Annotated in this window: 21 protein-coding genes, 1 tRNA gene and 1 riboswitch; of the genes, 9 read left to right on the plus strand and 13 right to left on the minus strand. The window is 37.0% G+C overall.

The annotated features are described in order from the left end of the window. Positions 1 to 2: 2 nt before the first annotated feature. The 5 genes from E3U55_RS02110 to E3U55_RS02130 form a co-directional block, all read right to left on the minus strand. Positions 3 to 1187 (minus strand): phosphoglycerate kinase, encoded by a 1185-nt coding sequence (locus E3U55_RS02110; RefSeq protein ID WP_134338675.1) that lies wholly within the window; start codon positions 1185 to 1187, stop codon positions 3 to 5. A gap of 152 nt (positions 1188 to 1339) precedes the next feature. Continuing rightward, positions 1340 to 2347 carry a type I glyceraldehyde-3-phosphate dehydrogenase gene (gap, locus tag E3U55_RS02115; protein WP_134338676.1) on the minus strand — a complete coding sequence of 336 codons (1008 nt, stop codon included), beginning with the start codon at positions 2345 to 2347 and terminating at the stop codon, positions 1340 to 1342. 23 nt (positions 2348 to 2370) lie between these two features. Beyond that, a complete protein-coding gene (locus tag E3U55_RS02120) occupies positions 2371 to 3390 on the minus strand; it encodes a sugar-binding transcriptional regulator (RefSeq protein WP_134338677.1) in 1020 nt (339 codons plus the stop codon). 138 nt (positions 3391 to 3528) lie between these two features. Continuing rightward, positions 3529 to 3777, minus strand: coding sequence for a glutaredoxin family protein (locus E3U55_RS02125; RefSeq protein ID WP_134338678.1), 249 nt, complete (start codon positions 3775 to 3777; stop codon positions 3529 to 3531). A gap of 3 nt (positions 3778 to 3780) precedes the next feature. After that, complete coding sequence (locus E3U55_RS02130; RefSeq protein ID WP_194840791.1) at positions 3781 to 4149, minus strand: ATP-binding protein; 369 nt, start codon at positions 4147 to 4149, stop codon at positions 3781 to 3783. A gap of 203 nt (positions 4150 to 4352) precedes the next feature. On the opposite strand from E3U55_RS02130, the gene E3U55_RS02135 reads away from it, so the two are divergent. Together E3U55_RS02135 and E3U55_RS02140 are read left to right on the plus strand one after the other, a co-directional pair. Beyond that, complete coding sequence (locus tag E3U55_RS02135) at positions 4353 to 5417, plus strand: nitric oxide synthase oxygenase (RefSeq protein ID WP_323740390.1); 1065 nt, start codon at positions 4353 to 4355, stop codon at positions 5415 to 5417. A gap of 172 nt (positions 5418 to 5589) precedes the next feature. Next, a complete protein-coding gene (locus tag E3U55_RS02140) occupies positions 5590 to 6279 on the plus strand; it encodes a DUF421 domain-containing protein (protein ID WP_134338681.1) in 690 nt (229 codons plus the stop codon). A gap of 355 nt (positions 6280 to 6634) precedes the next feature. Here the strand turns inward: E3U55_RS02140 and E3U55_RS02145 are convergent, their stop codons facing one another. Together E3U55_RS02145 and E3U55_RS02150 are read right to left on the minus strand one after the other, a co-directional pair. Next, positions 6635 to 7348 (minus strand): EAL domain-containing protein, encoded by a 714-nt coding sequence (locus E3U55_RS02145; protein WP_134338682.1) that lies wholly within the window; start codon positions 7346 to 7348, stop codon positions 6635 to 6637. A 74-nt stretch (positions 7349 to 7422) separates the two neighbouring features. Beyond that, positions 7423 to 7506: riboswitch (cyclic di-GMP riboswitch) on the minus strand. A gap of 382 nt (positions 7507 to 7888) precedes the next feature. Next, entirely contained in the window at positions 7889 to 8404 is a 516-nt protein-coding gene (locus E3U55_RS02150) for a hypothetical protein (protein WP_134338683.1), read from the minus strand. 215 nt (positions 8405 to 8619) lie between these two features. Here E3U55_RS02150 and E3U55_RS02155 point away from each other — a divergent pair, with 215 nt between their 5' ends. Further along, positions 8620 to 9738, plus strand: a complete 1119-nt coding sequence (locus E3U55_RS02155) for an N-acetylmuramoyl-L-alanine amidase (RefSeq protein ID WP_134338684.1) — start codon at positions 8620 to 8622, stop codon at positions 9736 to 9738. 386 nt (positions 9739 to 10124) lie between these two features. Here the strand turns inward: E3U55_RS02155 and E3U55_RS02160 are convergent. Beyond that, positions 10125 to 10196 (minus strand) — tRNA-Arg (locus E3U55_RS02160). A 229-nt stretch (positions 10197 to 10425) separates the two neighbouring features. Here E3U55_RS02160 and clpP point away from each other — a divergent pair. Then, positions 10426 to 11004 (plus strand): ATP-dependent Clp endopeptidase proteolytic subunit ClpP, encoded by a 579-nt coding sequence (clpP, locus tag E3U55_RS02165; RefSeq protein ID WP_134338685.1) that lies wholly within the window; start codon positions 10426 to 10428, stop codon positions 11002 to 11004. Positions 11005 to 11136: 132 nt separating this feature from the next. Here the strand turns inward: clpP and E3U55_RS02170 are convergent, their stop codons facing one another. The 3 genes from E3U55_RS02170 to E3U55_RS02180 form a co-directional block, all read right to left on the minus strand. Further along, positions 11137 to 11742, minus strand: a complete 606-nt coding sequence (locus E3U55_RS02170; RefSeq protein WP_134338686.1) for a plastocyanin/azurin family copper-binding protein — start codon at positions 11740 to 11742, stop codon at positions 11137 to 11139. A gap of 133 nt (positions 11743 to 11875) precedes the next feature. Then, positions 11876 to 13321, minus strand: a complete 1446-nt coding sequence (panF, locus tag E3U55_RS02175) for a sodium/pantothenate symporter (protein WP_134338687.1) — start codon at positions 13319 to 13321, stop codon at positions 11876 to 11878. Next, complete coding sequence (locus tag E3U55_RS02180; protein WP_134338688.1) at positions 13318 to 13590, minus strand: YhdT family protein; 273 nt, start codon at positions 13588 to 13590, stop codon at positions 13318 to 13320. The genes panF and E3U55_RS02180 overlap by 4 nt, the downstream gene beginning before the upstream one ends. Before the next feature lie 297 nt (positions 13591 to 13887). Between E3U55_RS02180 and E3U55_RS02185 the strand changes: the two genes are divergently transcribed. The 5 genes from E3U55_RS02185 to E3U55_RS02205 all read left to right on the plus strand — a co-directional run bounded on the left by E3U55_RS02185 (position 13888) and on the right by E3U55_RS02205 (position 20791). Then, positions 13888 to 14766 (plus strand): ATP-binding protein, encoded by an 879-nt coding sequence (locus tag E3U55_RS02185; RefSeq protein ID WP_134338689.1) that lies wholly within the window; start codon positions 13888 to 13890, stop codon positions 14764 to 14766. Positions 14767 to 14776: 10 nt separating this feature from the next. Beyond that, a complete protein-coding gene (locus E3U55_RS02190; RefSeq protein ID WP_134338690.1) occupies positions 14777 to 16687 on the plus strand; it encodes a vWA domain-containing protein in 1911 nt (636 codons plus the stop codon). A 228-nt stretch (positions 16688 to 16915) separates the two neighbouring features. Further along, positions 16916 to 18103, plus strand: a complete 1188-nt coding sequence (locus E3U55_RS02195) for a CaiB/BaiF CoA transferase family protein (RefSeq protein WP_134338846.1) — start codon at positions 16916 to 16918, stop codon at positions 18101 to 18103. A 14-nt stretch (positions 18104 to 18117) separates the two neighbouring features. Next, positions 18118 to 19332, plus strand: coding sequence for an acyl-CoA dehydrogenase family protein (locus tag E3U55_RS02200; RefSeq protein ID WP_134338691.1), 1215 nt, complete (start codon positions 18118 to 18120; stop codon positions 19330 to 19332). A gap of 4 nt (positions 19333 to 19336) precedes the next feature. Next, positions 19337 to 20791 carry an NAD-dependent succinate-semialdehyde dehydrogenase gene (locus tag E3U55_RS02205; RefSeq protein ID WP_134338692.1) on the plus strand — a complete coding sequence of 485 codons (1455 nt, stop codon included), beginning with the start codon at positions 19337 to 19339 and terminating at the stop codon, positions 20789 to 20791. Positions 20792 to 21153: 362 nt separating this feature from the next. Here E3U55_RS02205 and E3U55_RS02210 read toward each other — a convergent pair whose 3' ends face one another. Both E3U55_RS02210 and E3U55_RS02215 read right to left on the minus strand, forming a co-directional pair. Next, positions 21154 to 21462 (minus strand): DUF3870 domain-containing protein, encoded by a 309-nt coding sequence (locus tag E3U55_RS02210; RefSeq protein ID WP_134338693.1) that lies wholly within the window; start codon positions 21460 to 21462, stop codon positions 21154 to 21156. An 81-nt stretch (positions 21463 to 21543) separates the two neighbouring features. Continuing rightward, positions 21544 to 22719: a saccharopine dehydrogenase family protein gene (locus E3U55_RS02215; RefSeq protein WP_134338694.1), complete on the minus strand. Its 1176-nt coding sequence runs from the start codon at positions 22717 to 22719 to the stop codon at positions 21544 to 21546. Positions 22720 to 22744 lie beyond the last annotated feature (25 nt).

A 22744-nucleotide genomic window follows, 5' to 3' on the forward strand; every position in this document is an offset into this window, starting at 1 on the left:
TTTTATTCTTTATCGTTTAAGGCTGCTACCCCTGGTAATACTTTACCCTCCATAAATTCTAGTGAAGCGCCTCCACCTGTTGAAATGTGATCCATTTGATCAGCATAACCGAATTTTTCTACTGCTGATGCAGAGTCTCCACCACCGATAACCGAATAACCATTTGTTTGTGATAAGGCTTCAGCTACACCTTTAGTTCCGTTTGCAAATGCTTCATATTCAAAAACACCCATTGGTCCATTCCAAATAATTAATTTAGAATCTTTTACAATCTGACTAAATTTCTCGACCGACTTCGGACCAACATCAAGCGCTTCCCAATCAGCTGGAATTTCTTCAATTGGCACAACTTTTGTATTCGCTTCTCTTGAAAATTCGTCTGCCACCACAGCGTCAATTGGTAAGTGCAATGACACACCTTTTTCCTTTGCCTTCTCAATAAACTCATTAGCTAAATCAATCTTATCTTCTTCTAATAAAGAATTTCCGATTTCAAAACCTAACGCTTTAATAAACGTATAAGAAAGGCCACCACCGATGAGTAAGTGATCCACTTTATCCAATAAATGATCAATCACACCGATTTTATCCTTTACCTTTGCACCGCCAATAATTGCTGTAAATGGTCGCTCTGGATTTTCCAGTGCTTGTCCTAATACTTCAATCTCTTTTTCTAATAGAAAACCTGATACTGCAGGTAAATGATGCGCTACACCTTCTGTTGATGCATGCGCGCGGTGAGCCGCTCCAAAAGCATCATTTACATATACATCAGCTAGTGATGCAAACTGTTTTGCTAATTCTTCATCATTTTTCTTTTCACCTGGATGGAAGCGAACGTTTTCTAATAATAAAACATCGCCATCACTCATGCTATTAACATTTTTAACGACCTCTTCACTGTAAACATCATCTGCTTTAAGAACTGATTGTTGTAGTAAGTTACTTAAATGTTGAGCCACTGGGTCTAAGCGTAAATCTTCAACCACTTCCCCACCTGGACGTCCTAAGTGACTTGCAAGAACGACGCGAGCGCCTTGTTCAACTAAATACTGAATCGTCGGTAATGCCGCACGAATTCTTGTGTCATCTGAAATCTCACCTTTTGAAATAGGGACGTTAAAATCGACGCGACAAAATACGCGTTTACCTTTTAGATCAACATCTTTTACCGTCATTTTGTGCATGAATAAATACCTCCAAAACTTGTTTATGTAACTAATATAGCAAAAGAAATTACATGTTCCTACTTTCATAAACATTAGTGCTTGAAAATAGGGAGGAACATTTGTTATGTTCCTCCCTATATTTTACCACTATTTATAAAACCATTCGAAACTTATAGTCCTTTTTCAGCCATAAACGCTGCTAAATCTACACAACGGTGAGAGTAACCTGATTCATTGTCGTACCAAGATACAACTTTCACCATGTTATCTTCAATAACTAATGTTGAATCGCCATCAACGATTGAAGAGAATGGGCTGCCATTATAGTCACTAGAAACTAATGGTAGATCTGTATAGTCAAGCACACCTTTTAACTCATTTTCAGCTGAGTCTTTAAGAGCCTGGTTTAGTTCTTCTACTGTTACGCTTTTGTCTAATTCAGCCACTAAGTCAACGATTGAAACGTTTGGAGTTGGAACACGCATAGCCATACCTGTTAATTTACCATTAACCTCTGGTAAAACTTTGGCAACAGCTTCAGCCGCACCTGTTGTTGTAGGAATGATGTTCTCTGATGCTGCACGCGCACGACGGTAATCTTTATGCGGTAAGTCTAAGATTTGCTGGTCGTTCGTGTACGAGTGAACAGTTGTCATGATTCCACGTTTTAGACCGAACTTGTCACTTAACACTTTTGCAACTGGTGCTAAGCAGTTTGTTGTACAAGAAGCATTCGATACAATATGGTGGCTATCCTTATCATATTTGTCTTCATTAACACCCATAACTACTGTTAGATCTTCATCAGGTGCTGGTGCAGAGATAATAACTTTCTTTGCGCCTGCATCTACGTGCTTCTTAGCATCTTCACGCTTACGGAATAGACCTGTTGATTCAATCACAATTTCTACACCTAGGTCTCCCCAAGGTAAGTTTGCTGGGTCACGTTCTGATAAAACTTTAACATCTTTTCCATCTACTGAGATTGCATCTTCTTTTGCTTCGATATCCACGTCTAACTCACCGTGAACCGTATCATATTTTAATAAATGAGCTAACATTTTTGCATCTGTTAAATCATTTACTGCTACTACTTCAACATCTTTATTTTCTAATGCCGCACGAAACACACGACGTCCAATTCTTCCAAAACCATTAATACCTACTTTTACTGCCATTTTGAAAAACCTCCTAAAAGTTTTTATATATGTTTTACTAAGTGTCTGGCGATGGCCTCATCAATAATAAGAACATCACTTGTACCCCACTTAAAAAAGGCTGAAATTGCTTCACATTTTGACGTCCCACCCGCAACTGTCATCACGGTTTTATCATTCGTCAAATGTTCTTTCGTCATACCAATTGAATTAAGCTGATGGATAGTCTTCCCTTTTTGGTCAAAGTAATAACCAAAAGCTTCGCCTACTGTAGATTTTTCTTTAAGAAGCTCTAGTTGTTTCGGATCTGCTTTACGTCGATGAGCCATTTTTAACGCATCACCAATACCGTGAATAACGATATCAGCTTGGCGAATAAGTGAAATGACGTCTTTTACTGCTGGTTCCTCCATCATCTTGGAATAAACCTCATGACCGACAGTATCTGGAACATATAACAATCGATAACTTCCATTCATTTGTTTCGCCATTTGAACACATATAGAGCTGGCTTGGTATTCATGCATATCACCTAGCCCACCTCTTGCCGGAACAAATAACGGACGAATCTGATTCAGCGGTTTCATATGCTTGGCCACAGCAGCCAATGTCGAACCACCTGTCACAGTTACAATGGATTCGTCATGCACATATTGAGTCAATGTTTGTGCAGCCGCTTGACCCAACAAGCTTTTAACTTCCTCAGATTGATCGGCATCTCCAGAAACGACTTTAACATCAGATACTGGAAGTGATTGCTTTAGCTGAGATTCAAGATGATCCAGATCAGAAATTTCACGCATGATTGATGGATAATCTTCTACAATCTGTTTACCCACATCACTCACCCACATACCTTTTGTAGTTACATTAATCAATTGTTGTTCATCCAAAAACTCAATCTCACTTCTAATTTGTCGCTCTGTTTTTTTGAGGTGTTCTGCTAATGCCCTGCGACCAATAGGTTCATATAAGTGAATCGTTTTTAAAATACCATAGCGCTTGTCTATAACCTCTAGCACATCTGGTACAAGCCTTTTTTGAAATTGAAAAAGTTTATTCAAATGAACGATCACCTTCTTATTTGGATGTTCGTTGGTCAATTATCGTCCTCTACATAGACAAAAAATGTCCCACCATAACCAAAAAAATATTCTATAGTTAGAATAGCAAAACAAAATTGGATTAGCAAACATTTTTAATTACTCCAAATGCTTTTGCAAAAATTGGTCTAATGTGTCCATATTTAAATAATGAGCATCAAGCTCGTAACTTTTGGTTTTTACGACAGGAATAGTTAAAAAATATTTTTCCAGCCACTCATCTTTGTCTTCAATATTTTGTTCGACGATTTCAAAGTTATACATTAACTGATAAGTTTCCAGCATGGCTTTAGCATCTTCACAAAGCTTACAATTCGGCTTTGTGAATAGTGTGATTACCTGGCTCATTAATTAACTCACCCATTTGCGCATTAAGATTTGGTTGCCTTTCTTTGAATATACCACGCTGTCCATAATTTGACCAATTAAGTGCAAACCTTCCCCATTTTTGTCTAAATCATCTTGCCAATTAGAACCTTTTCCTTGATCTTCAATTCTAGCAATTAGTGAATGATCTAAAAAATGAAGTTTAATCTCAATGGGGTTATTCGAATTACCTTGATTACCATGTTCCATGGCATTTTTAACAGCTTCAAATAAAGCCAAATCTACTAACATTTTATCACCAGAAAAATAGTCTACCAACGTTTCATGTATCATTTTTCTTACTTTTTTATACTCATTCATTGAATAAATACAGTACGTTTCAACCCTTTTCATTATTCTATTCTCCCATTCATTTATAGAGTAATAACTCATACTTTTTAACTATAAAAATGAAGTGTTATACATTATATTCCACGACTAATGGATTATTAAACAAAAACTAACAGAACTGTTTATAATTTTGTCACTTGAATCAATTCACGGTTAAAACGACTATGATACCCTTAATTTATATTTTTAAAGTAGGAGGAATTCCATTGAAAAGTCAACTTCTAAATGAAGCTTATATATTTATTCATCAATGTTATGAAGAACTTAATAAATCTGAAGATGATTTAAAGAATCGGTTAAGTGAAGTGAATCAACAAATTCTGCTTAGTGGAACCTATAAGCATACATCTGAAGAACTTGAATACGGCGCAAAAGTAGCATGGCGGAACAGCGTTCGCTGTATTGGGAGATTGTTTTGGGATAGTTTACATGTAATTGATCAAAGACAATTAGATACACACGAGCAAATATATAATGTATTAGTTAAACACATTGAATATGCTACAAACAAAGGTAAGGTTCGACCAACTATAACTGTATTCTCACCTAATAACGTACGAGTTTGGAATCATCAGCTGATTCGTTATGCTGGTTACGAGACAGATGAAGGTAACATGGGTGACCCAGATTCTATTCAGTTTACAAAAAAGTGTATAGAGTTAGGATGGGAGCCGAAATATGGAAGATTTGATGTTTTACCTTTAGTCATTGAGCTAAATGGAGAAACAAAATTATTTGAACTCCCTGATGAAATTATACTTGAAGTGAACATCCAACCCCCGACCATCAAGTCATTTGATGAGTTGAAATTAAAGTGGTATGCTGTGCCAATTATTTCGAATATGTCATTAGAAATCGGTGGAATAACCTATTCTGCTGCACCATTTAATGGTTGGTACATGGGTACTGAAATAGGCGCACGTAATTTAGCTGATGATTTTAGATATAACTTACTACCAGAGATTGCTGATGCAATGGAGTTAGATACAAGCAATCGTTCAATGCTTTGGCGTGATCGTGCATTACTTGAGTTGAATACCGCTGTCTTACATTCATTTAAGGCAAGTGGTGTGACAATTGTGGATCACCATACAGCTGCTGAACAATTTAAACGTTTTGAACAAAAGGAAAAAAGAATTGGCAGACCCATTACAGGTAAATGGTCATGGCTGATCCCGCCTCTGACACCAGCAGCCACTCACATTTTTCACAACCAATATGATGAACAAGAGCTTACGCCCAATTATTTTTATCAAAAGAAACCTTTTTAAACATAATATAAGTTTAAATTATCTATAAGTAACCATTATAAGAATAGCAACTCATCCACTGTAAAACTTTAATATTATTTAAACAACTTTTATGTATAGTTAAAAAAAATACATTAACAATAAGGAGAATGAAATAATATTTGTTTAGTAATGTTAATTAAGGAGCTTATTTATGAATATTTCTGAATTAGTCATCAGACTTGCTATTGCTTTCATCACATTATTAACTTTAACCAGAATGATGGGAAGAAAAGAAATATCTCAAATGACTTTTTTTAATTTTGTATCCGGGATTTCAATTGGAACACTCGGGGCTACACTAGCAATTGACTCGTCTTTAAGTGTCTCCCACGGAATACTTGCCTTAGTTATATGGAGCCTTTTTACAATACTTATTGGATATATAGATCTTAAATCAAAGAAAATCCGCTACGTTGTAGAAGGACAACCGAGAATACTGATTAAAAAAGGAAAAATAATGGAGAATGAACTTAAAAGAGTTCGATTAGATATCGATGCATTGCTCAATTTACTGAGGAAAAAGAATGTTTTTGCTATATCAGATGTAGATTACGCCATATTTGAAACAGACGGTAGTTTATCGGTAATGAAAAAAGAAAGTAAACAACCTTTAATCAAACAAGATATGAATATACCTAACACTAAAGACGTTTTCCCTATTTCTACGACAGTTATTTCAGATGGAAAAATAGTTAATAAGGTCTTAGACAAATTAAATGTAGATCGAACATGGATAGATACTCAACTAAAATCATTGGGGATTAATTCAGTATCTGAAGTTTTTTATGCAGAAGTTCAAAAGGATGGGTCATTATATATTGATCGGCGTGATGATACTTAAGGTTATACTCTTATGAAACAAAAGTATAACGACCCTCTGAGGGAATTGTTATAGCATAATGAACGTTGATATATATTGTCATGTGTTTAAAAAGTGTAGAAAGAAATTTTATCTTTTTACACTTTTTAAATTTTTATTCATAATTATTCTGAGTTAATAGCTTCATAAATTTCTATAATATAATTTCCTCAATAATGGATAATTTTAAAAACTGATTCGAGGTAAAGATAAAGGGCAATAGTAGCAATCATTGTCTTTTTTATTAGTTAAAGAACCTTTGTTCGTTCACAACATTAAAAAGGTAACGAACTAATAATCGTTACCTTCTAAATCCCCTTATTACTTTATGGATTTATTAATTAATAGGCTTGGGTTTTCCCAGTAAGAAGCCTTGTCCCAATATTACACCCATTTTTATTGCTGTCTGAAGATCTTTTCCTTCTTCTAACCCTTCAAGAACTAATTTCGTATGGGTTCCTTCACAATATGTAATAAATGATTTTATAAGAGCTTGTTTATATGTAGATTCTGAGAGCTCATTACTAAAATATTTATCTAATTTTATAAAATCTGGCTGAGTTTCAATCATGACACGTAACGATGCTGCACCTTTTCCTACATCATCAATAGCAAGTAAGCAGCCTAAATTTCTCAGTTGCTTAATTTTTTCTTGAAGAATTTCCATATCTTTAATTACTTCTCCTTCATTAATTTCAAATACAATCTGATATGGTTTTAGTGAACATCTATGTAATATTTCAGTTACAAATTCTTCAAATTTATTATCAGCCAGATTAGTTGGATATATATTAACAAACAGTAATTGATCATCTTTTAATGCATCATGATTAGAAATAGTTTCTATTGATTTTTTTAAAGACTTCACATCTAACTCAAATAACCTATTAACTTCTATTGCACTGTTAAAAACCATTGCTGGATTATCAAACATTGTAGTCCTAAGTAGTGTTTCATATCCAATTGGTTGGTTTACTGATAAGTTAAATACAGGCTGAAAATGATGATAAAAAATCTCATCATCAATTAACTTATTTATTCCGTGCATCATTTATCAAACTCCCCCTAAAAAAACAAAAAAACCACCCCAAAAAGGTGGTCCCGTTTTAAAACGCAACCATCTTCTTCGGTAACTCGGCGAGCATAGCACATAGCTTTAGCCCCGTAGCTTTGCGTCCTTACTTTTCAATAAGTTTGCCATTATCGGAGATGGGAAAATATTCATTTTATATAATATATTCTAAACCTATTTTATTAATTAAATCAAGTTTTGAATTTCTCAATTATTGATAGAACAAGATTATTTATTAAAAATAAGCAGGTAAATGTGTTAGACATTAGGTGTATCTATACATTATAAACATTTTTTAATAATTAATTATTATCACTGTGTAAATATTGTTCAGTTTATTAACTTAAGCAGTTCCGATACCTTAGAGAAAATGCAAAAAACAGCTAATCATCACTCTAAAGTAAAAATAGTAAACAAATAGGCTTGGATATAAAAATCCAAGCCTATTTGTTATATCGTTTTCTGAGACTAACGGCCCCAATTTTTAAATAATAATTATACCACCAAGGGCTTTAAAACTTATATCGACGATTTATGAATAATTGGTCTATTCTTATACATAATTTCTTTTTCAAAATAACCTTTTGTGTTAAACCTGTATTCTATTAGTTTTAAAGATGTCCCATTTAATTCAAAAATAATCGCTTTTTCATTATTTTCTTTACTGACTATATACATCTGACCTGAAAATTGAACAGAATCATCAAATAGAGGATAAGTATTACCTTCATGATCTTCAACTAATAATTGCCAAATGTGAGAATCATCCCAGCCATATTGTTTGGGATTCTCTGAAATTAGAACTGGGGCAGGGGATATCCTTAAAATAATCCGTTCTTTCTCCCCATCTCCATTTAAATCCTCTTTTACATCACTTGCAACAAACACGTCTTCATAAGATGTAACTTCACCTTCTTCAATTTTCGAAATGTTGTGTGTTTCTTGTGTGTATGTATTATTCTGTTGGTTTGAACAACCTACAACAACACAGAGAAATAATGTAAATACTATAACTCTTGTACTAATCTTAATCACACTCCTTTTTAACAAATTAATTAATATAGCAAAGTTAATCTATAAAATGGATTCGAGTAAAAATCTAGAGCAATAAACCTAGTTAACTTTATGTTATAGTCTTTCAAAATATTTTTAAATGGATAATTTTTACTATTCTTGAAATTACAGAAGGTTATTAGTATTTAATGTATAAATATGTAAGTGTAATAAATTTTTAAAGGAGGAGTCATGAAATGCTTTACAACAAAAAGTTTTCTTTGAGCTTCATAGTATTGTTGGTTTTCTTAATAATTTTCACAACATCATCTAGTGCAGATACCCCTTATAACCCAAGTGGTGAAACCAACGGGGTAAAGATCTATCTATCGCCAGCAGGTCATTATGAAAAAACAGGCTGTTGGGGGTTTTCAGAGAATGATAATGTAGCAGCCATTGCTCACGAAGTAGCACAAGACTTACAATCTATTGGTTATTTTGTTTTAGTTGGTGATGGGGATTGGGAGGCAAACGCCAATAGTTCTAACACCTGGGGAGCTGAATATCATGTCCCAATTCACACAAATGCAAATAGTTCTGACTCAGCAGATTGGGACTGTGAAGGAAATGATTATAGTAACGGTGGCACTTTGCTAATATCTGAATATGGTGAATCATCAAGTCAGAGTTTTTCACAGGATATACTTTCTGTATTGGATGGTGAAAGCCCAGGTACAACTGATAGACACACAAATGATTACGATTTATATGGTGGCCAAGCTAGATTACTTGAATTGACTAATACTAACGCAATCGGTGGTTATGTTGAAACTGCTTTTCATACATTTGGTCCCGACGTTAATTGGTTAAAGCAGCATTCTACAGTTGCCAACGATATATCTCGTGGTATTCATAAGGGTACTGGTGCTAATGATTGTAGGTTTGAAGTTTGTATGCAAAGCCAAGAGATAAGACAGCAGTTAGAAGAAGATTATAATAGAGTTGCTAATTCATCAACAGATAGAATCGAATTAATAGAAAGAGGATATGAACTTAATACATTTGGTAAACCATTTGATAGTCTTGCAACCGATATTAATAATCTATTTAAAGATGAAGAATCTATTTTTAATACGATTTCTGATACAAGTTTGCTAAACGGGGTTTCAATCAACTCTGAAGGAACCTTAATTATAGATTTTAAACATTTTAATACATCTCAACCTTCAGCTAATCAATCAATTGAGATCTATCAAGAAATCAGAAATGTTATCTTTAAATATCCACAAGTAAATAAAGCATTTATCCAATTTGATGGTAGTATTACCGATTATGAACAATGGTCCGGTGTAAGCGCTGAATTAACTAGAAAGTAAAAAATACTGTAATATAAAAAGCCCTTCTCCTATGGAGTTAGGGTTCATTCAATATCTCGCGTTTAGCTGCAGATTACTTACAAAATGCATAAATATATGATTTACTTGTTAGGGATGAGAAAGAGATTGCAATAGAAAATCAAGAATACTTCAAATCATTCCTTGTTATTAAAGAACTAAAAGATGAAGATGAACAAAAAGCCACCAAGACTATTGATCAATTGGTGGCTAATGTGTTTAGAATGTGTTTAGAAATTTCGTTTTATAACTTTTTAAATCGAATTCTCATACAAAACAAATGAATATCGAAAGTAACTCAAACGCTGATATATCAACGTTTTTGAGCTTAATATATATTTTCTATCGAATTAAAATGGTGTTAATTACGCCCTCGGAGGGAATCGAACCCCCATCGTGAGAACCGGAATCTCATGTGTTATCCGTTACACCACGAGGGCATAAATAAAAATATGCGTTAAAATGCATTTGTAATTATACTTCTAGTTCCGATATAATTCAAGCATACTTTTATGGGTGAAACGATAAAATATAGTACGTTTAAATCAAGTCAGTTATGGGAAAATTGTTTTTGTGTGATCATTAGTTAAAATGTTTGACCTTAATTGACCAAAAGAGTAAGATAAAAAGTGAAGAAACAAATTGAGCTTGTAAAGGAGGAAATTGAGGATGAATTTAATTCCTACAGTTATTGAACAGACTAACCGCGGTGAACGTGCTTATGATATTTACTCTCGCTTACTTAAGGACCGCATCATTATGCTTGGAGGTCCCGTTGACGACAATATCGCTAACTCCATTGTCGCTCAAATGCTTTTCTTAGCGGCAGAAGATCCGGAGAAGGATATTTCGTTGTACATCAATTCACCAGGTGGTTCCATTACAGCTGGTATGGCAATCTATGATACGATGCAGTTCATTAAGCCCCACGTATCTACAATCTGTGTAGGTATGGCAGCTTCAATGGGTGCTTTCTTACTAGCAGCAGGTGAGCCTGGTAAACGTTACGGCTTACCAAACAGTGAAGTTATGATTCACCAGCCATTAGGTGGTACTCAAGGTCAGGCGACTGACATTCAAATCCATGCCAAACGTATTGTAGAAATGCGTGAAAAGATTAACCAAATCCTTTCTGAACGTACAGGTCAGCCTTATGATGTGATTGAGCGCGATACAGATCGTGACAACTTCATGTCAGCTGAAAAAGCTAAAGAATATGGTTTAATTGATGAGGTTATGCAAAAATAATGAAGTCATTAACGTAATCTGAACTATTTCAGTGGCTGAATGAAACAACTCAATAAAAGTTTAAACTAATTTAATCAAAACAAAACAGCTTGAGTTTTCTCAAGCTGTTTTTATATTTATAATTAATTGATATTATTTAACTTCCATTTCTCCATGCATTCCTGCTTCTTTATGACCAGGAACGGTACATATGAAATCAAATTTACCAGTTTCTTTTGGTATAAATTTAATTTCCACTGTTTGGCCAGCTTTAGCATTCATATGAATAAATTTCATCTTTTCATCTTTATGGCCATGCCCTTCATCTGCATAAACCTTTTTAGTACCTAATAATTTATCAATTACATCAATAAATGATGTTTCGTCAGGGTGGTCAGGCATTTCTCCCATATAAGTAATTTCTACATCAAAATCTTTGGCCGTTAAATCGTGAAATAACTCCCCATTATTTTTAAGAATCAAGGTATATTCCTTACCTTTTTCTAAACTAACTGACGGTGGTGTGTACCCCATTTCAAATGCAGATATTTCAATTACATTATCTGCAGTCTCTTGTTCTGTATCAGCTTTTTCATTCCCTTGCTCTGTGTTCTCAGATTCTTCTTGCTTTGTTTCCTCTGTTTTAGTCTGATTGTCCTCTTTGACATTTGCACCTTCATCACTATTACATCCAACTAGTAAGCCTACTATTACTAACGAAATTCCTAATGAATACAACATTTTCTTTATATTAATCATTGTGTCACCTTCCTCTAGTAGTAGTGAATATTTTTAACAATCTTATCATTGAAACCTAAATTTAAACAACTTGTCCAATAATATTTGTGACTTTTCTCACACAGCTCAAATACTTTTTTTATAAAACAACAGTCTAATAATTTAATTTTATCTTCTTTTTAAACAATAAACTAAATATCACAAATGCAATAAGTGAAATAAATACAGGTACTGTTACCGTGTGCACACCGAATAAAGATCCATTTGCTTCATTATAAAAGTGGATAGCAATATAAGGACTAATTCCGGCTAACATAGATGCCATCGCCCCATACTTATTACCCGACTTCCAATACAAACCTAGAACCACTGGCCAAATAAACGCTGCTTCCAAACCACCAAATGCAAATAAATTCAAAAAGATTATAAAGTCAGGTGGTTGGACCGCCATTAAGAACACAATGACACCAATGATCCCCGTTATACCATAGCTCACCTTTTGAATATTTTTTCTAGTGGCATCAGGTTTCAAATAATTGACGTAAATGTCTTTGACCACTGATGAACTTACTAATAATAGCAACGAATCCACCGTCGACATGATTGCTGCAAGTGGTGCAGCTAGCACGATGCCGGCGAGCCAACCAGGCAGCACTTCTAAGGCAACAAGTGGTATGACTTGATCAGCTACCTCAATTCCAGGTAAAACGGGTCTTGCAAACACACCGATTAAATGCATGTTTAGCATAATGAAGCCGACAACAATTGTTCCAATGATTAAAGCACGGTGCATCGAACGAGAATCTTTATATGACATCGCACGTACGGCTACCTGAGGTAAACCAACAACCCCAACACCGACTAAAATCCAGAATGACGAAACATATAATGCGGATAAGTTTCCATCATTGCCATAAGGTGTGACAAGGTTTGGGTTCTCTGCTGTTAGATCAGCAAAAATCTGATCAAGTCCCCCACCCGCAATGACTACTCCTATTAATAATAGAAGTGTTCCAAAGAACATGACCACACCTTGCAAAGTATCAGTCACTGAAACGGCTCTGAAACCGCCAATGACCACATAAACTAAAACCGCAACGGCGAAAATAAATAACGCACTAATATAACTTAACCCTGTAATGGATTGAATGAGGTACGCCCCACCAATCCACTGAGCGGCCATCGCAGAAAATAAGAAGATAATAATGCTCAATGCAGATAAAATGACCACTGTTGAACTTTCATAACGTCCTTTTAGATAATCTGTGATCGTTACGGCATTGTAACTTCTTGTGATAATGGCGAACTTTTTACCTAAAATGAGTAACACAAAATATCCAGTAGCCACCTGAGTCATCGCTAGTAAGACCCAGCCTAAACCAATCGAATAAGCTGCCCCAGGACCTCCCAGGAAACTTGAAGCACTTCCGTAGGTCGCGACCATCGTCATGGCTAAAACCAGCCCGCCCAGTTCACGGCTTCCAATGAAGTAATCACTTAAAAATGACTTGGATTGTTTTAACTTATTATTCGACCAAATTCCAATCAAGAAAATAATAACTAAAAATAACAATAAAGGCACTAATACATCCCAATTCATTCAGACTGCTCCTCCCTTCCGTCATTTAGAGGAACATCTGTTAAAAGAAACTTAACGACAATGATAACTAAAATCACCATCACTATAAATCCGATAATACAACTCCAGAAAAACCAAGCTGGAAATCCTAATATATATGTATATTCTTCTGGTGATTTACTCCCTAGTCCGTATGCAAACCCATACCACCAGAGGAAATTGAATATTGCAAGCACAACACCAATCAACGCTTCTCGATGCGCAATACGAAAACGTCGATCCTTCCCCATAATAAAATCCCCCTCTTTTTAGTTGGTTATATTATACCACGCAACAACTAGCTTTGAAGTATAAGGTTTAACGTCCTGACGCAATGTGTAGTACAATGCGAATAGGGTGCGCACTTTATTAGAAACTTTAAACGCTTACTAGAAAGTTTGCGGCCGTTACTAGACAAAATGAAAAAAATACTAGAAACTTTTGAAGATTTACTAGACACATCGCAGAAATTATTAGACAGAATTCCGTATTTACTAGAAACTTTTTTGAAATACTAGAAAGTATGTAAACACCGAAAGGAGCACCAAATGAATATAACCGAAAAACTACCCGACCAAATAAAAACATTAGTTGATCAGTATAAAAACTCCGAACTCACCGATTTTGATTACTTAATTGGTGAAAGTGGATATATTCCTAACAACGAAGAGATTCTAACTGACATCATCGTTGCTTTATCTCAAGGTAAAAACGTTTTATTAAAAGGCCCGACCGGTTCGGGTAAAACAAAACTTGCTGAAACCCTATCCAATTTATTTAACCAACCTTTATTCAGCGTGAATTGTTCTGTCGACTTAGATGTTGAGAGCTTTGTCGGGTTTAAAACCATTGACTTTAAAGAAGGAAAACAGATGATTGAGTTCGTTCCTGGACCATTAGTACAAGCCATGAAAAACGGTCACTTCTTATACATTGATGAAATTAATATGGCAAAACCTGAAACACTTCCTATCATTAATGGTGTGCTTGACTATCGTAGACAGATTACTAACCCACTCACCAACGAAGTCATTAAAGCTAAAGAAGCATTTAACGTCATCGCCGCTATTAATGAAGGGTACATCGGTACTACTCGTTTGAACGAAGCACTTAAAAACCGCTTCATCATCATTGATATTTCATACCTTCAAGGTGAGCAGCTTAAGAAATTAATTAAACAAAACACTGAACTTGATGACGACAAACTTATTAATCAATTTGTTCAATTATCAAGTGATTTAATCGAAGCTACTCAGCAAGGGAAAGTTTCCGAGGATGCCGCAAGTATTCGTGCATTATTGGATGCGTGTGATTTGAGTGGCATGATCCCGCCTAAACGAGCGATTCTAAGAGCAATTATTGATAAATTAGAAGACGACCGCGAAAAAGAAGTTGTACGCAACCTAGCTGAAACGCTTTTTGAATGAGGGATTTGAAATGATTAAATTTAACAATTCAGTCATAGATGCCAAACTTTTTGCCGAACTGCAAGACATGGCGACAGTTTTGTCTAAAGTGCCCGACTTGGAGTTTGATTATCAGTTTGGCCATTACATCCATGTCGATGAACGAAAAATCTCGGCCAGTCACTTTTGGGATCATTACGAAACCAGTGAGCGCATCGCTGGATATAAAACTGACGTGTTACTTCGTGCATTAGGGACCATGCGGGAAACCAATCTAGAGGATTGGCAGAACATTCACGACTGGGTCGAACAATCTAAACTGCCTAATTTTACGACGGAGCTATTTACTTTATTAGAAGATTTAAGGCTTGAAGAAAAAATTCGTCAGTCACGTCGAGGAACGATTCCTTGGTTTCAATCAAGGAGCAAAACCTATACGCACTATTTTAAAACACAGTTAGACACTAATGTAACGCGCAACTTTCCAACAGACGAACTTTTTTGCATGATTTACCTGACGTTAACATCCACTTCACCTGATCAAAATTTTCCTCGAGCTAACCGGAGGCAACTCAATACATTAGACCAGCTAAAACCACTTTTATTTGAAACATTCGAAGCCAAAACGACTCGCGAGATTGTAAGTCTATGTATGAAGGTTGAACAATTGATTAAGGAAAATTATTCAGATGCTATTAATCGTTATTTCGTCTTCCCTGTTAAACACGAGGGTGACTTTCAAAACGACTTACTATTCGATGAACTCATGCGGACAGACCCTTTGGCTAACGACGACCAGGAAGACGTTGATGATCAAGATGAGGTTACCGATGAAAAGTTTTCAACCTGGCATCGTGAAAATGAAAATGACGACCGGAAGCAAAGCTTTTTACGTTATGAACTTGAGCAAGGCACTAAAACGAATATTTTAGGTGACGGCGCTCGCGAAACTGAAGATGGTGATCAGGCGATGGCAAGTGTTCAAGGCATTTCTTCTGAAAGCAGTGAGTATGACTATTCTGATTATGAAAACCTTGATGAAAAGAAAAATGAACAGCAGGAAGGTGAAGCTGGAAGGTATGGTAAAGAAAATTTAAAAGCGACAAAGCACGATATTGAGCCCGCATCTCCCTCACTGGATGAAAAAGAATTATATAAGGATTTTGTTAGCGATGTTCAATCAGAGAAACTGAAACTCAAACGAACGATTGACCAGGCACTTGAGCATAAACAAAATGCTGCACGTGACCATTTATTAACTGGACGATTGTCCAAACGACAGCTCCTCCCTATTATTTTAGATGAGCAAGCACGTGTATTTTATAAAAAAGATCATGAATCTAAAGAAATTGATGCAGTTTTTACTTTGCTAATCGATTGTTCCGCTTCCATGGTTAATAAAATGGAGGAAACAAAACGAGCAGCGGTTTTATTCCATGAAGTTTTAAAAGAATTAAAGATACCTCACTCCGTGATCGGATTTTGGGAAGATGGATTTGAGTCAGATGATGAAGAGCAGCCGAATTACTTTCATCGTGTGATTCCGTTTGAAAAATCCTTAGACCCAAAAAGCGGCCCAACTTTAATGCAACTGGAACCACAAGAGGATAATCGAGATGGTTACAGTATTCGAATAGCTGCAGAAGAGTTGATGCATCATCAGGCAGAACATCAAGTTTTATTAGTGTTTTCAGATGGCGAACCATCGGCCTACAATTACAGTCAAAACGGAATTATAGATACACATGATGCCGTCCTGGATACACGGAAACTTGGCGTGGATGTGATTGGTGTGTTTTTATCAGATCAAACCATTGATGAGGAAGAAGCTCATATGATGAAAAACATTTACGGCCGTGAACATTTGCTCGTACAAGGCCTTGAAGAGTTACCAGACTCCCTGTCTTTTTTACTACGCAAAATTCTATTATCGACCATTTAGATTATTTACAGAATTTTTAGAATGATTTATAATTACCTTTAACAGAGATTAACTTACTGACCTAAAGGTAAGCATATCCCTCTGACCGTTTTTAATTTGATAGCAACTGTTCTATCTGGTACCGACCAACGCCCGGTTCGGTTCAACAGATGTGAAGCCAGTTTTTACTCATATGTTTTTCTATGGGTGAAGACTGGCTTTTTTATTTAGCGAAAGGAGTTGATTGTTCTGGCAGGAGCTTTAGATGGTATTCGCGTTCTCGACCTCTCGAGGGTTTTGGCCGGCCCTTATTGTTCCATGATTTTGGGAGACTTAGGAGCCGAAGTCATTAAGGTAGAGGCACCTGGAGGGAGTGACGATACTCGGAAGTGGGGCCCTCCATTTAAGGAAGGCGTAAGTTCATATTATCTTTGTGCTAATCGCAACAAGAAAAGCTTAACCGTCAACCTGAAATCTACTGAAGGTCAAGAGATTATAAGAAAGCTGATTAAGCAGACTGATGTTCTCATCCATAACTTTAAAACTGGAACCATGGAGCGTTTAGGATTAGCTTATGAAGAATTGATGAAGCTCAACTCGAGTCTAGTTTATTGTTCGATTACTGGCTTTGGTGAAACAGGGCCTTATAAACATTTTCCAGGCTATGATTTTATTATCCAAGCTATGAGTGGTCTGATGAGTATTACAGGCGATGAACATTCAGGACCACAAAAATTAGGCGTGGCGATTACTGATGTTTTAACAGGCTTGTATGCTGCTAATGGGATTCAAGCTGCTTTAATCGAACGAACGCGGTCAGGTGAAGGTCAAAAACTAGATTTATCTTTATATGATTCAGCCGTAAGCTCATTAATTAACATCGCAAGTAATTATTTGATGTCCGGACAGACCCCTACACGTCTTGGTAATACTCATGCGAATATTGTACCTTATCAAACGTTCCAAACGAGCGATGGAGAAATGGTAATCGCGGTGGGAAATGATAGTCAATTCGCAAGACTATGTGATGTCATCGGTGAACCACAGCTCATTAATGATTCAAGGTTTGCCACGAATCCAGATCGGGTTCAGCATCGCAATCAACTCACAGCTATATTACAGGGGAAGTTTTTACTAGAATCGACTGAATATTGGACAGAGCAATGTCGCAAGCATTCTATTCCGTGTGGACCGATCCAGAATTTACGAGAATTAGAAAATGACCCTCAGCTTAAAGTGCGAGAAATGTTTATAGATTCAACTCACCCGGTTGCTGGGGATATTCGTATGATCGGCAGTCCTCTTAAACTTTCACGGACAACTGTTTCTTATAGTAAGCACCCGCCTGAAGCTGGTGAACATACAGATGAAATCTTAAAATCTATTGGTTACGACCAAGAGACATTAAATGGATATCGAGAAAATAAATTAATATAGGGAGGAATTGACAAATGAATTTCGAATTTAGTAATGAACAGAACATGTTAAGACAGACTGCAAGACAATTTGTTGATAAGGAGATTATGCCTCATATTGCGAAGTGGGACCAGGAGGGTTCTTTTGATCCAAAGATTTGGAACCGATTAGCGGAACTAGGCTTAATGGGGGTTTGTATTCCAGAAGAATATGGTGGTAGCGGGATGGATTACAACTCGCTTGCGATTGTTTGTGAGGAGTTAGAACGCGGCGACACCACGTTTCGTACAGCTGTCTCTGTTCACACCGGGCTTAACAGCCTAACGATTCTTCAATGGGGAACTGAAGAACAAAAACAAAAATACCTTGTACCGCAAGCAAAAGGTGAAAAAATTGGAGCTTTCGGTTTAACCGAACCAGGTGCAGGTTCAGATGTTGCGGCAATGCAAACAACCGCTGAAGACAAAGGCGACTATTATGTTTTAAACGGTCAAAAAACTTGGATTTCTCTATGTGACAGTGCTGATCACTTCTTAGTTTTTGCTTATTTGGATAAATCGAAAAAACATAAAGGAATCTCAGCTTTTATTGTTGAGCGTACCATGCCTGGTTTTTCTTCAAAAGCGATTAAAGGTAAATTAGGCATTCGATCAGGCAATACTGGAGAAATATTTTTTGAAGATATGAAAGTGCCTAAGGAGAATTTACTTGGTGAAGAAGGTGAAGGCTTTAAGATCGCCATGTCTGCCTTAGACAATGGACGATTTACTGTTGCGGCCGGCGCTTGCGGTCTAATTGATGCCTGTCTCGAAGCCAGTGTGAATTATTGCCATGAGCGTAGCACGTTTGGCAAAGAAATTGGAAAACACCAACTCGTTCAACAAATGATTGCCAAAATGGAAGCTGGCCTTCAAATGAGTCGTTTATTGGTTTATCGCGCTGGGGAGTTGAAGAACCAAGGAAAACGTAACACACGCGAGACTTCTTTAGCGAAATGGCAAGCGTGCGATTTCGCGAATCAAGCGGCAGATGATGCGGTTCAGATTCACGGCGCCTATGGTTACTCCAGTGAATACCCAGTCGAGCGTTACTTAAGAAATTCAAAAGCACCTGTCATCTATGAAGGCACACGCGAGATTCATACAATTATGCAGGCGGAATACGTATTAGGTTATCGTCAAGATAAAAAATTAAATAAAATGTTACCTGCTTGGCCTTATGAGGAAGATGAAATTATGCAAAGGGGATGATGAAATGGCTCTTGTTGAAACTAAAATTTCAAGTTTGTTTATTAATGGTGAATGGGCTGAAGCCGATTCTGGTCAAACAGAATCAGTATTAAACCCGGCTAATTTAGAAACGATTAGTGAAGTGGCATACGGTGGCGAGTCTGAAGCAAATCGCGCCATTCAAGCAGCAAAAGAAGCTTTTCCTGAATGGTCTGAGATGAGCCCTCGTAAGCGCTCACGAATTTTATACAAAGCCCATCAGCTAATCTATGACAACATCGATCGTTTAGCAGAAATTTTAACGACTGAACAAGGGAAACCATTAAAGGAAGCTCGAGGCGAAATCAAATCAGCGGCTAGTTTTCTTTTATGGTACGCAGAAGAAGCGAATCGTGTTTATGGCGAATGGATTCCTTCTTCTCAAAATCAGAAACGTATCTTAGTAGTCCCGCAACCAGTTGGAGTCGTCGGAGCCATTACACCTTGGAATTTCCCATCATCCATGATTACCAGAAAAATAGGCCCTGCTTTAGCGGCGGGATGTACGGTGGTATTAAAACCTGCACCTGAAACACCTTTATCAGCGATCGAACTTGTTAAATTATTTGAAGAGGCTGGTTTACCTAAGGGTGTTTTAAACTTAGTGACAGGTGACGCAGAAGCTATTGGGCAAGCGATGTTAAAGAGTAAAGACGTGCGATTAATTACTTTTACAGGATCGACTGAGGTCGGTAAGTACTTAATGCGTGAAAGCGCTGAACATGTGAAAAAGGTGTCGCTTGAGCTAGGCGGTCACGCTCCAATCATAGTATTTGAAGATGCCGAATTAGACGTTGCGGCTAAGTTAACCCTGGCAAGTAAATATCGTAATGCCGGGCAAACCTGTATTTGTGCGAATAGAGTTTATGTTCACGAATCCGTTCAGGAAAAATTCTCTCAAAAACTTATGGAGCATGTTGAAGCTCTTTCAGTTGGAGATGGATTAGATCCAAGTACCGATGTCGGACCACTTATTAATAAACAGGCATTACAAAAAGTTGATGATCATTTGAATGACGCGATTACTAGGGGTGCTGAAGTGATTCATGGCGGCTCCAAATGGGATGGCGGAATGAAGGGGTATTTCTACACGCCAACCGTTGTCAAAAACGTAACAAATGATATGGCGGTTATGAATGAAGAAACTTTTGGTCCTCTCCTCCCACTTCAAACGTTTGCAGACGAAGAGGAGGCCATTGCTGAAGCGAACAACACCGACTATGGTTTAGCAGCATACATTTTCAGCGAAAACCTGGACCGTTCGCTACGCGTGATGGAAAAATTAGAGTATGGCATTGTTGGCGTGAATGACGTCTTCCCTGCCACTGCCGAAGCACCATTTGGAGGCATTAAACAATCAGGGGTGGGTAAAGAAGGCGGTCACCACGGCATTCACGAATTCGTTGAACAAAAATATGTATCGATTGGAATGAATAAATAAAATGGAAATCTCGTGGGCAACTGCGAGATTTTTTCATTATCAATAGGTTTGGGTGACGATGATTATTTTTGTAAACGCTCATTTATTCCCATGAGCGCTCAATTATTTCTCTGAACGCTCATTTATTCTCGCGAGCGCTCGTTTATTCCCGTGAGCGCTCATTTATTCTCGCGAGCGCTCATTTATTCCCGTGAGCGCTCAATTATTCTCGCGAGCGCTCATTTATTCTCGCGAGCGCTCATTTATTCTCGCGAGCGCTCATTTATTCCCGTGAGCGCTCATTTATTCTCTCTAACGCTCAATTATCGCAGCAAACGCTCAATTATTCTCTTGAACGCTCATTTATCCCGACGAGCGCTCAATTACCCTCTCTCTTGCTGATATTGTTTATATAAATCTTTTAACGCTGAAGCGAGAGCGTTGCCTGCCTTCCCTAGATAATGCTCTTTAATAGATTGTACCGGGGCATCAATCCCATCTCTCAAGCTATAACCTTTCAACAGCTGACTAATATAGTCCCGGCTATGTTCAGTAGCTAACGTACAGCTTGCTTCTATGATTACACCATATTTTTTATCTACTTCTACCGTTACTGATAAACTATCATAGACACTTTGTGCAGCCATTCCTGATGGAAGTTTTGCATGTCCAGCAATGAAATAAGTATTCACACCAATTCCCCCATTTTCAGTTTGTATTACTATGATTCTATCACAAAAGAAAATCCCTCAATTCCGAGGGATTTCCAATCCTTAATGTGTTTTAGCTACAAAGGAATCTTGCTTTCGGCTCTCTTTAATGATGACGCCTCTTTTACCCATTTCATCAATATAAGCGCGTCCTGGAACGATTTGTTCAGGTGGATAAACACCACGCTTTGTAATGGCACCACTTCCGATCATTTGTGCTACAACGGATATGGAGTTTGCTGTTGATTGAGCCATTGCTGTTACATTATTTACACGATCTTTAAATGTCGCCATCTCGTAATGGTATTCCACTTTAGCATCCTCTTCCATTCCACCAACCATAACTCTTAACAGCACCGCATCGTCTCGGTCCTTCAATTCAACGATTGGCTCGATCACTTTTAAGAAAACATCCCGAGGTTTCACACGCTGACCGTGTAGATTCACTTCATAATCGTTTCGCGTTAAATTTAGATCTACTAATAGTTTAAATTTTTCAGCATGCCCTCTATAACGAATCGTTTTATACTCCAACGTTTTTACATTTGGAAATGAATGAGGCAATGTAGATGTTCCACCTGATGTGTGAAAAGCTTCTAAAGGCCCAAAACGTTCAAAGTATAAAGTTTCAATTTCGGATAAAGCAGGTACTTCAACTTTTTCGCCGTTTCGAATAATAAGAGCTGGGTCTGTGTAATGGTCCAACAGCCCTTCCATTGAAAACACATGATTATATTCTAAAGGCGGCTCAGGCTGAACAGGAATTCCACCAACAAATAATTTGATATCTTCCACCTCATCTAGTTGGCTGGAGCCATACCCAGTCAATACATTAATCATTCCAGGAGCTACTCCTAAATCAGGAATAACCGTTACTCCCGCTGCTTGAGCATCTTCATTTAAATCAAGCACCTGATCGGTAATGTGTCCGATATGCCCACCTAAGTCAACGACATGGGTACCGACTTCAATCCCCGTCTCTGCTACAATTTTGTTGAAGCTGTAAAATAATGCATTGATAACCACATCGTATTGTCTAATAAAATTACCTAGCTCTTCACGATTGCTCGCATCTACTTGGAAGGCTTCAACTTTTGAAGAATTTAGTGTATCACACACTTGGTTAGCTCGAGCCAAATCAATATCAGCCAACCCAACTTCATAAACCCCTTCACTATTTACAAGATCACGAGCTGCTTCTTTTCCCATTAAACCAGAACCTAATACTGCTACTTTCACTATAGAACTCCCCCTTTGGTATATT

Source organism: Filobacillus milosensis (assembly GCF_004402015.1).
GTDB classification, from domain to species: Bacteria; Bacillota; Bacilli; order Bacillales; family Alkalibacillaceae; genus Filobacillus; species Filobacillus milosensis.

Excerpts from the sequence above, each read along its gene's own strand:
- E3U55_RS02110 (WP_134338675.1), bottom strand. The coding sequence starts at position 1,187 with ATGCACAAAATGACGGTAAAAGATGTTGATCTAAAAGGTAAACGCGTA.
- gap (WP_134338676.1), bottom strand. The coding sequence starts at position 2,347 with ATGGCAGTAAAAGTAGGTATTAATGGTTTTGGAAGAATTGGACGTCGT.
- E3U55_RS02125 (WP_134338678.1), bottom strand. The coding sequence starts at position 3,777 with ATGAGCCAGGTAATCACACTATTCACAAAGCCGAATTGTAAGCTTTGT.
- E3U55_RS02130 (WP_194840791.1), bottom strand. The coding sequence starts at position 4,149 with ATGAAAAGGGTTGAAACGTACTGTATTTATTCAATGAATGAGTATAAA.
- E3U55_RS02140 (WP_134338681.1), top strand. The coding sequence starts at position 5,590 with ATGAATATTTCTGAATTAGTCATCAGACTTGCTATTGCTTTCATCACA.
- E3U55_RS02145 (WP_134338682.1), bottom strand. The coding sequence starts at position 7,348 with ATGATGCACGGAATAAATAAGTTAATTGATGATGAGATTTTTTATCAT.
- E3U55_RS02155 (WP_134338684.1), top strand. The coding sequence starts at position 8,620 with ATGCTTTACAACAAAAAGTTTTCTTTGAGCTTCATAGTATTGTTGGTT.
- clpP (WP_134338685.1), top strand. The coding sequence starts at position 10,426 with ATGAATTTAATTCCTACAGTTATTGAACAGACTAACCGCGGTGAACGT.
- E3U55_RS02170 (WP_134338686.1), bottom strand. The coding sequence starts at position 11,742 with ATGATTAATATAAAGAAAATGTTGTATTCATTAGGAATTTCGTTAGTA.
- panF (WP_134338687.1), bottom strand. The coding sequence starts at position 13,321 with ATGAATTGGGATGTATTAGTGCCTTTATTGTTATTTTTAGTTATTATT.
- E3U55_RS02180 (WP_134338688.1), bottom strand. The coding sequence starts at position 13,590 with ATGGGGAAGGATCGACGTTTTCGTATTGCGCATCGAGAAGCGTTGATT.
- E3U55_RS02185 (WP_134338689.1), top strand. The coding sequence starts at position 13,888 with ATGAATATAACCGAAAAACTACCCGACCAAATAAAAACATTAGTTGAT.
- E3U55_RS02190 (WP_134338690.1), top strand. The coding sequence starts at position 14,777 with ATGATTAAATTTAACAATTCAGTCATAGATGCCAAACTTTTTGCCGAA.
- E3U55_RS02200 (WP_134338691.1), top strand. The coding sequence starts at position 18,118 with ATGAATTTCGAATTTAGTAATGAACAGAACATGTTAAGACAGACTGCA.
- E3U55_RS02205 (WP_134338692.1), top strand. The coding sequence starts at position 19,337 with ATGGCTCTTGTTGAAACTAAAATTTCAAGTTTGTTTATTAATGGTGAA.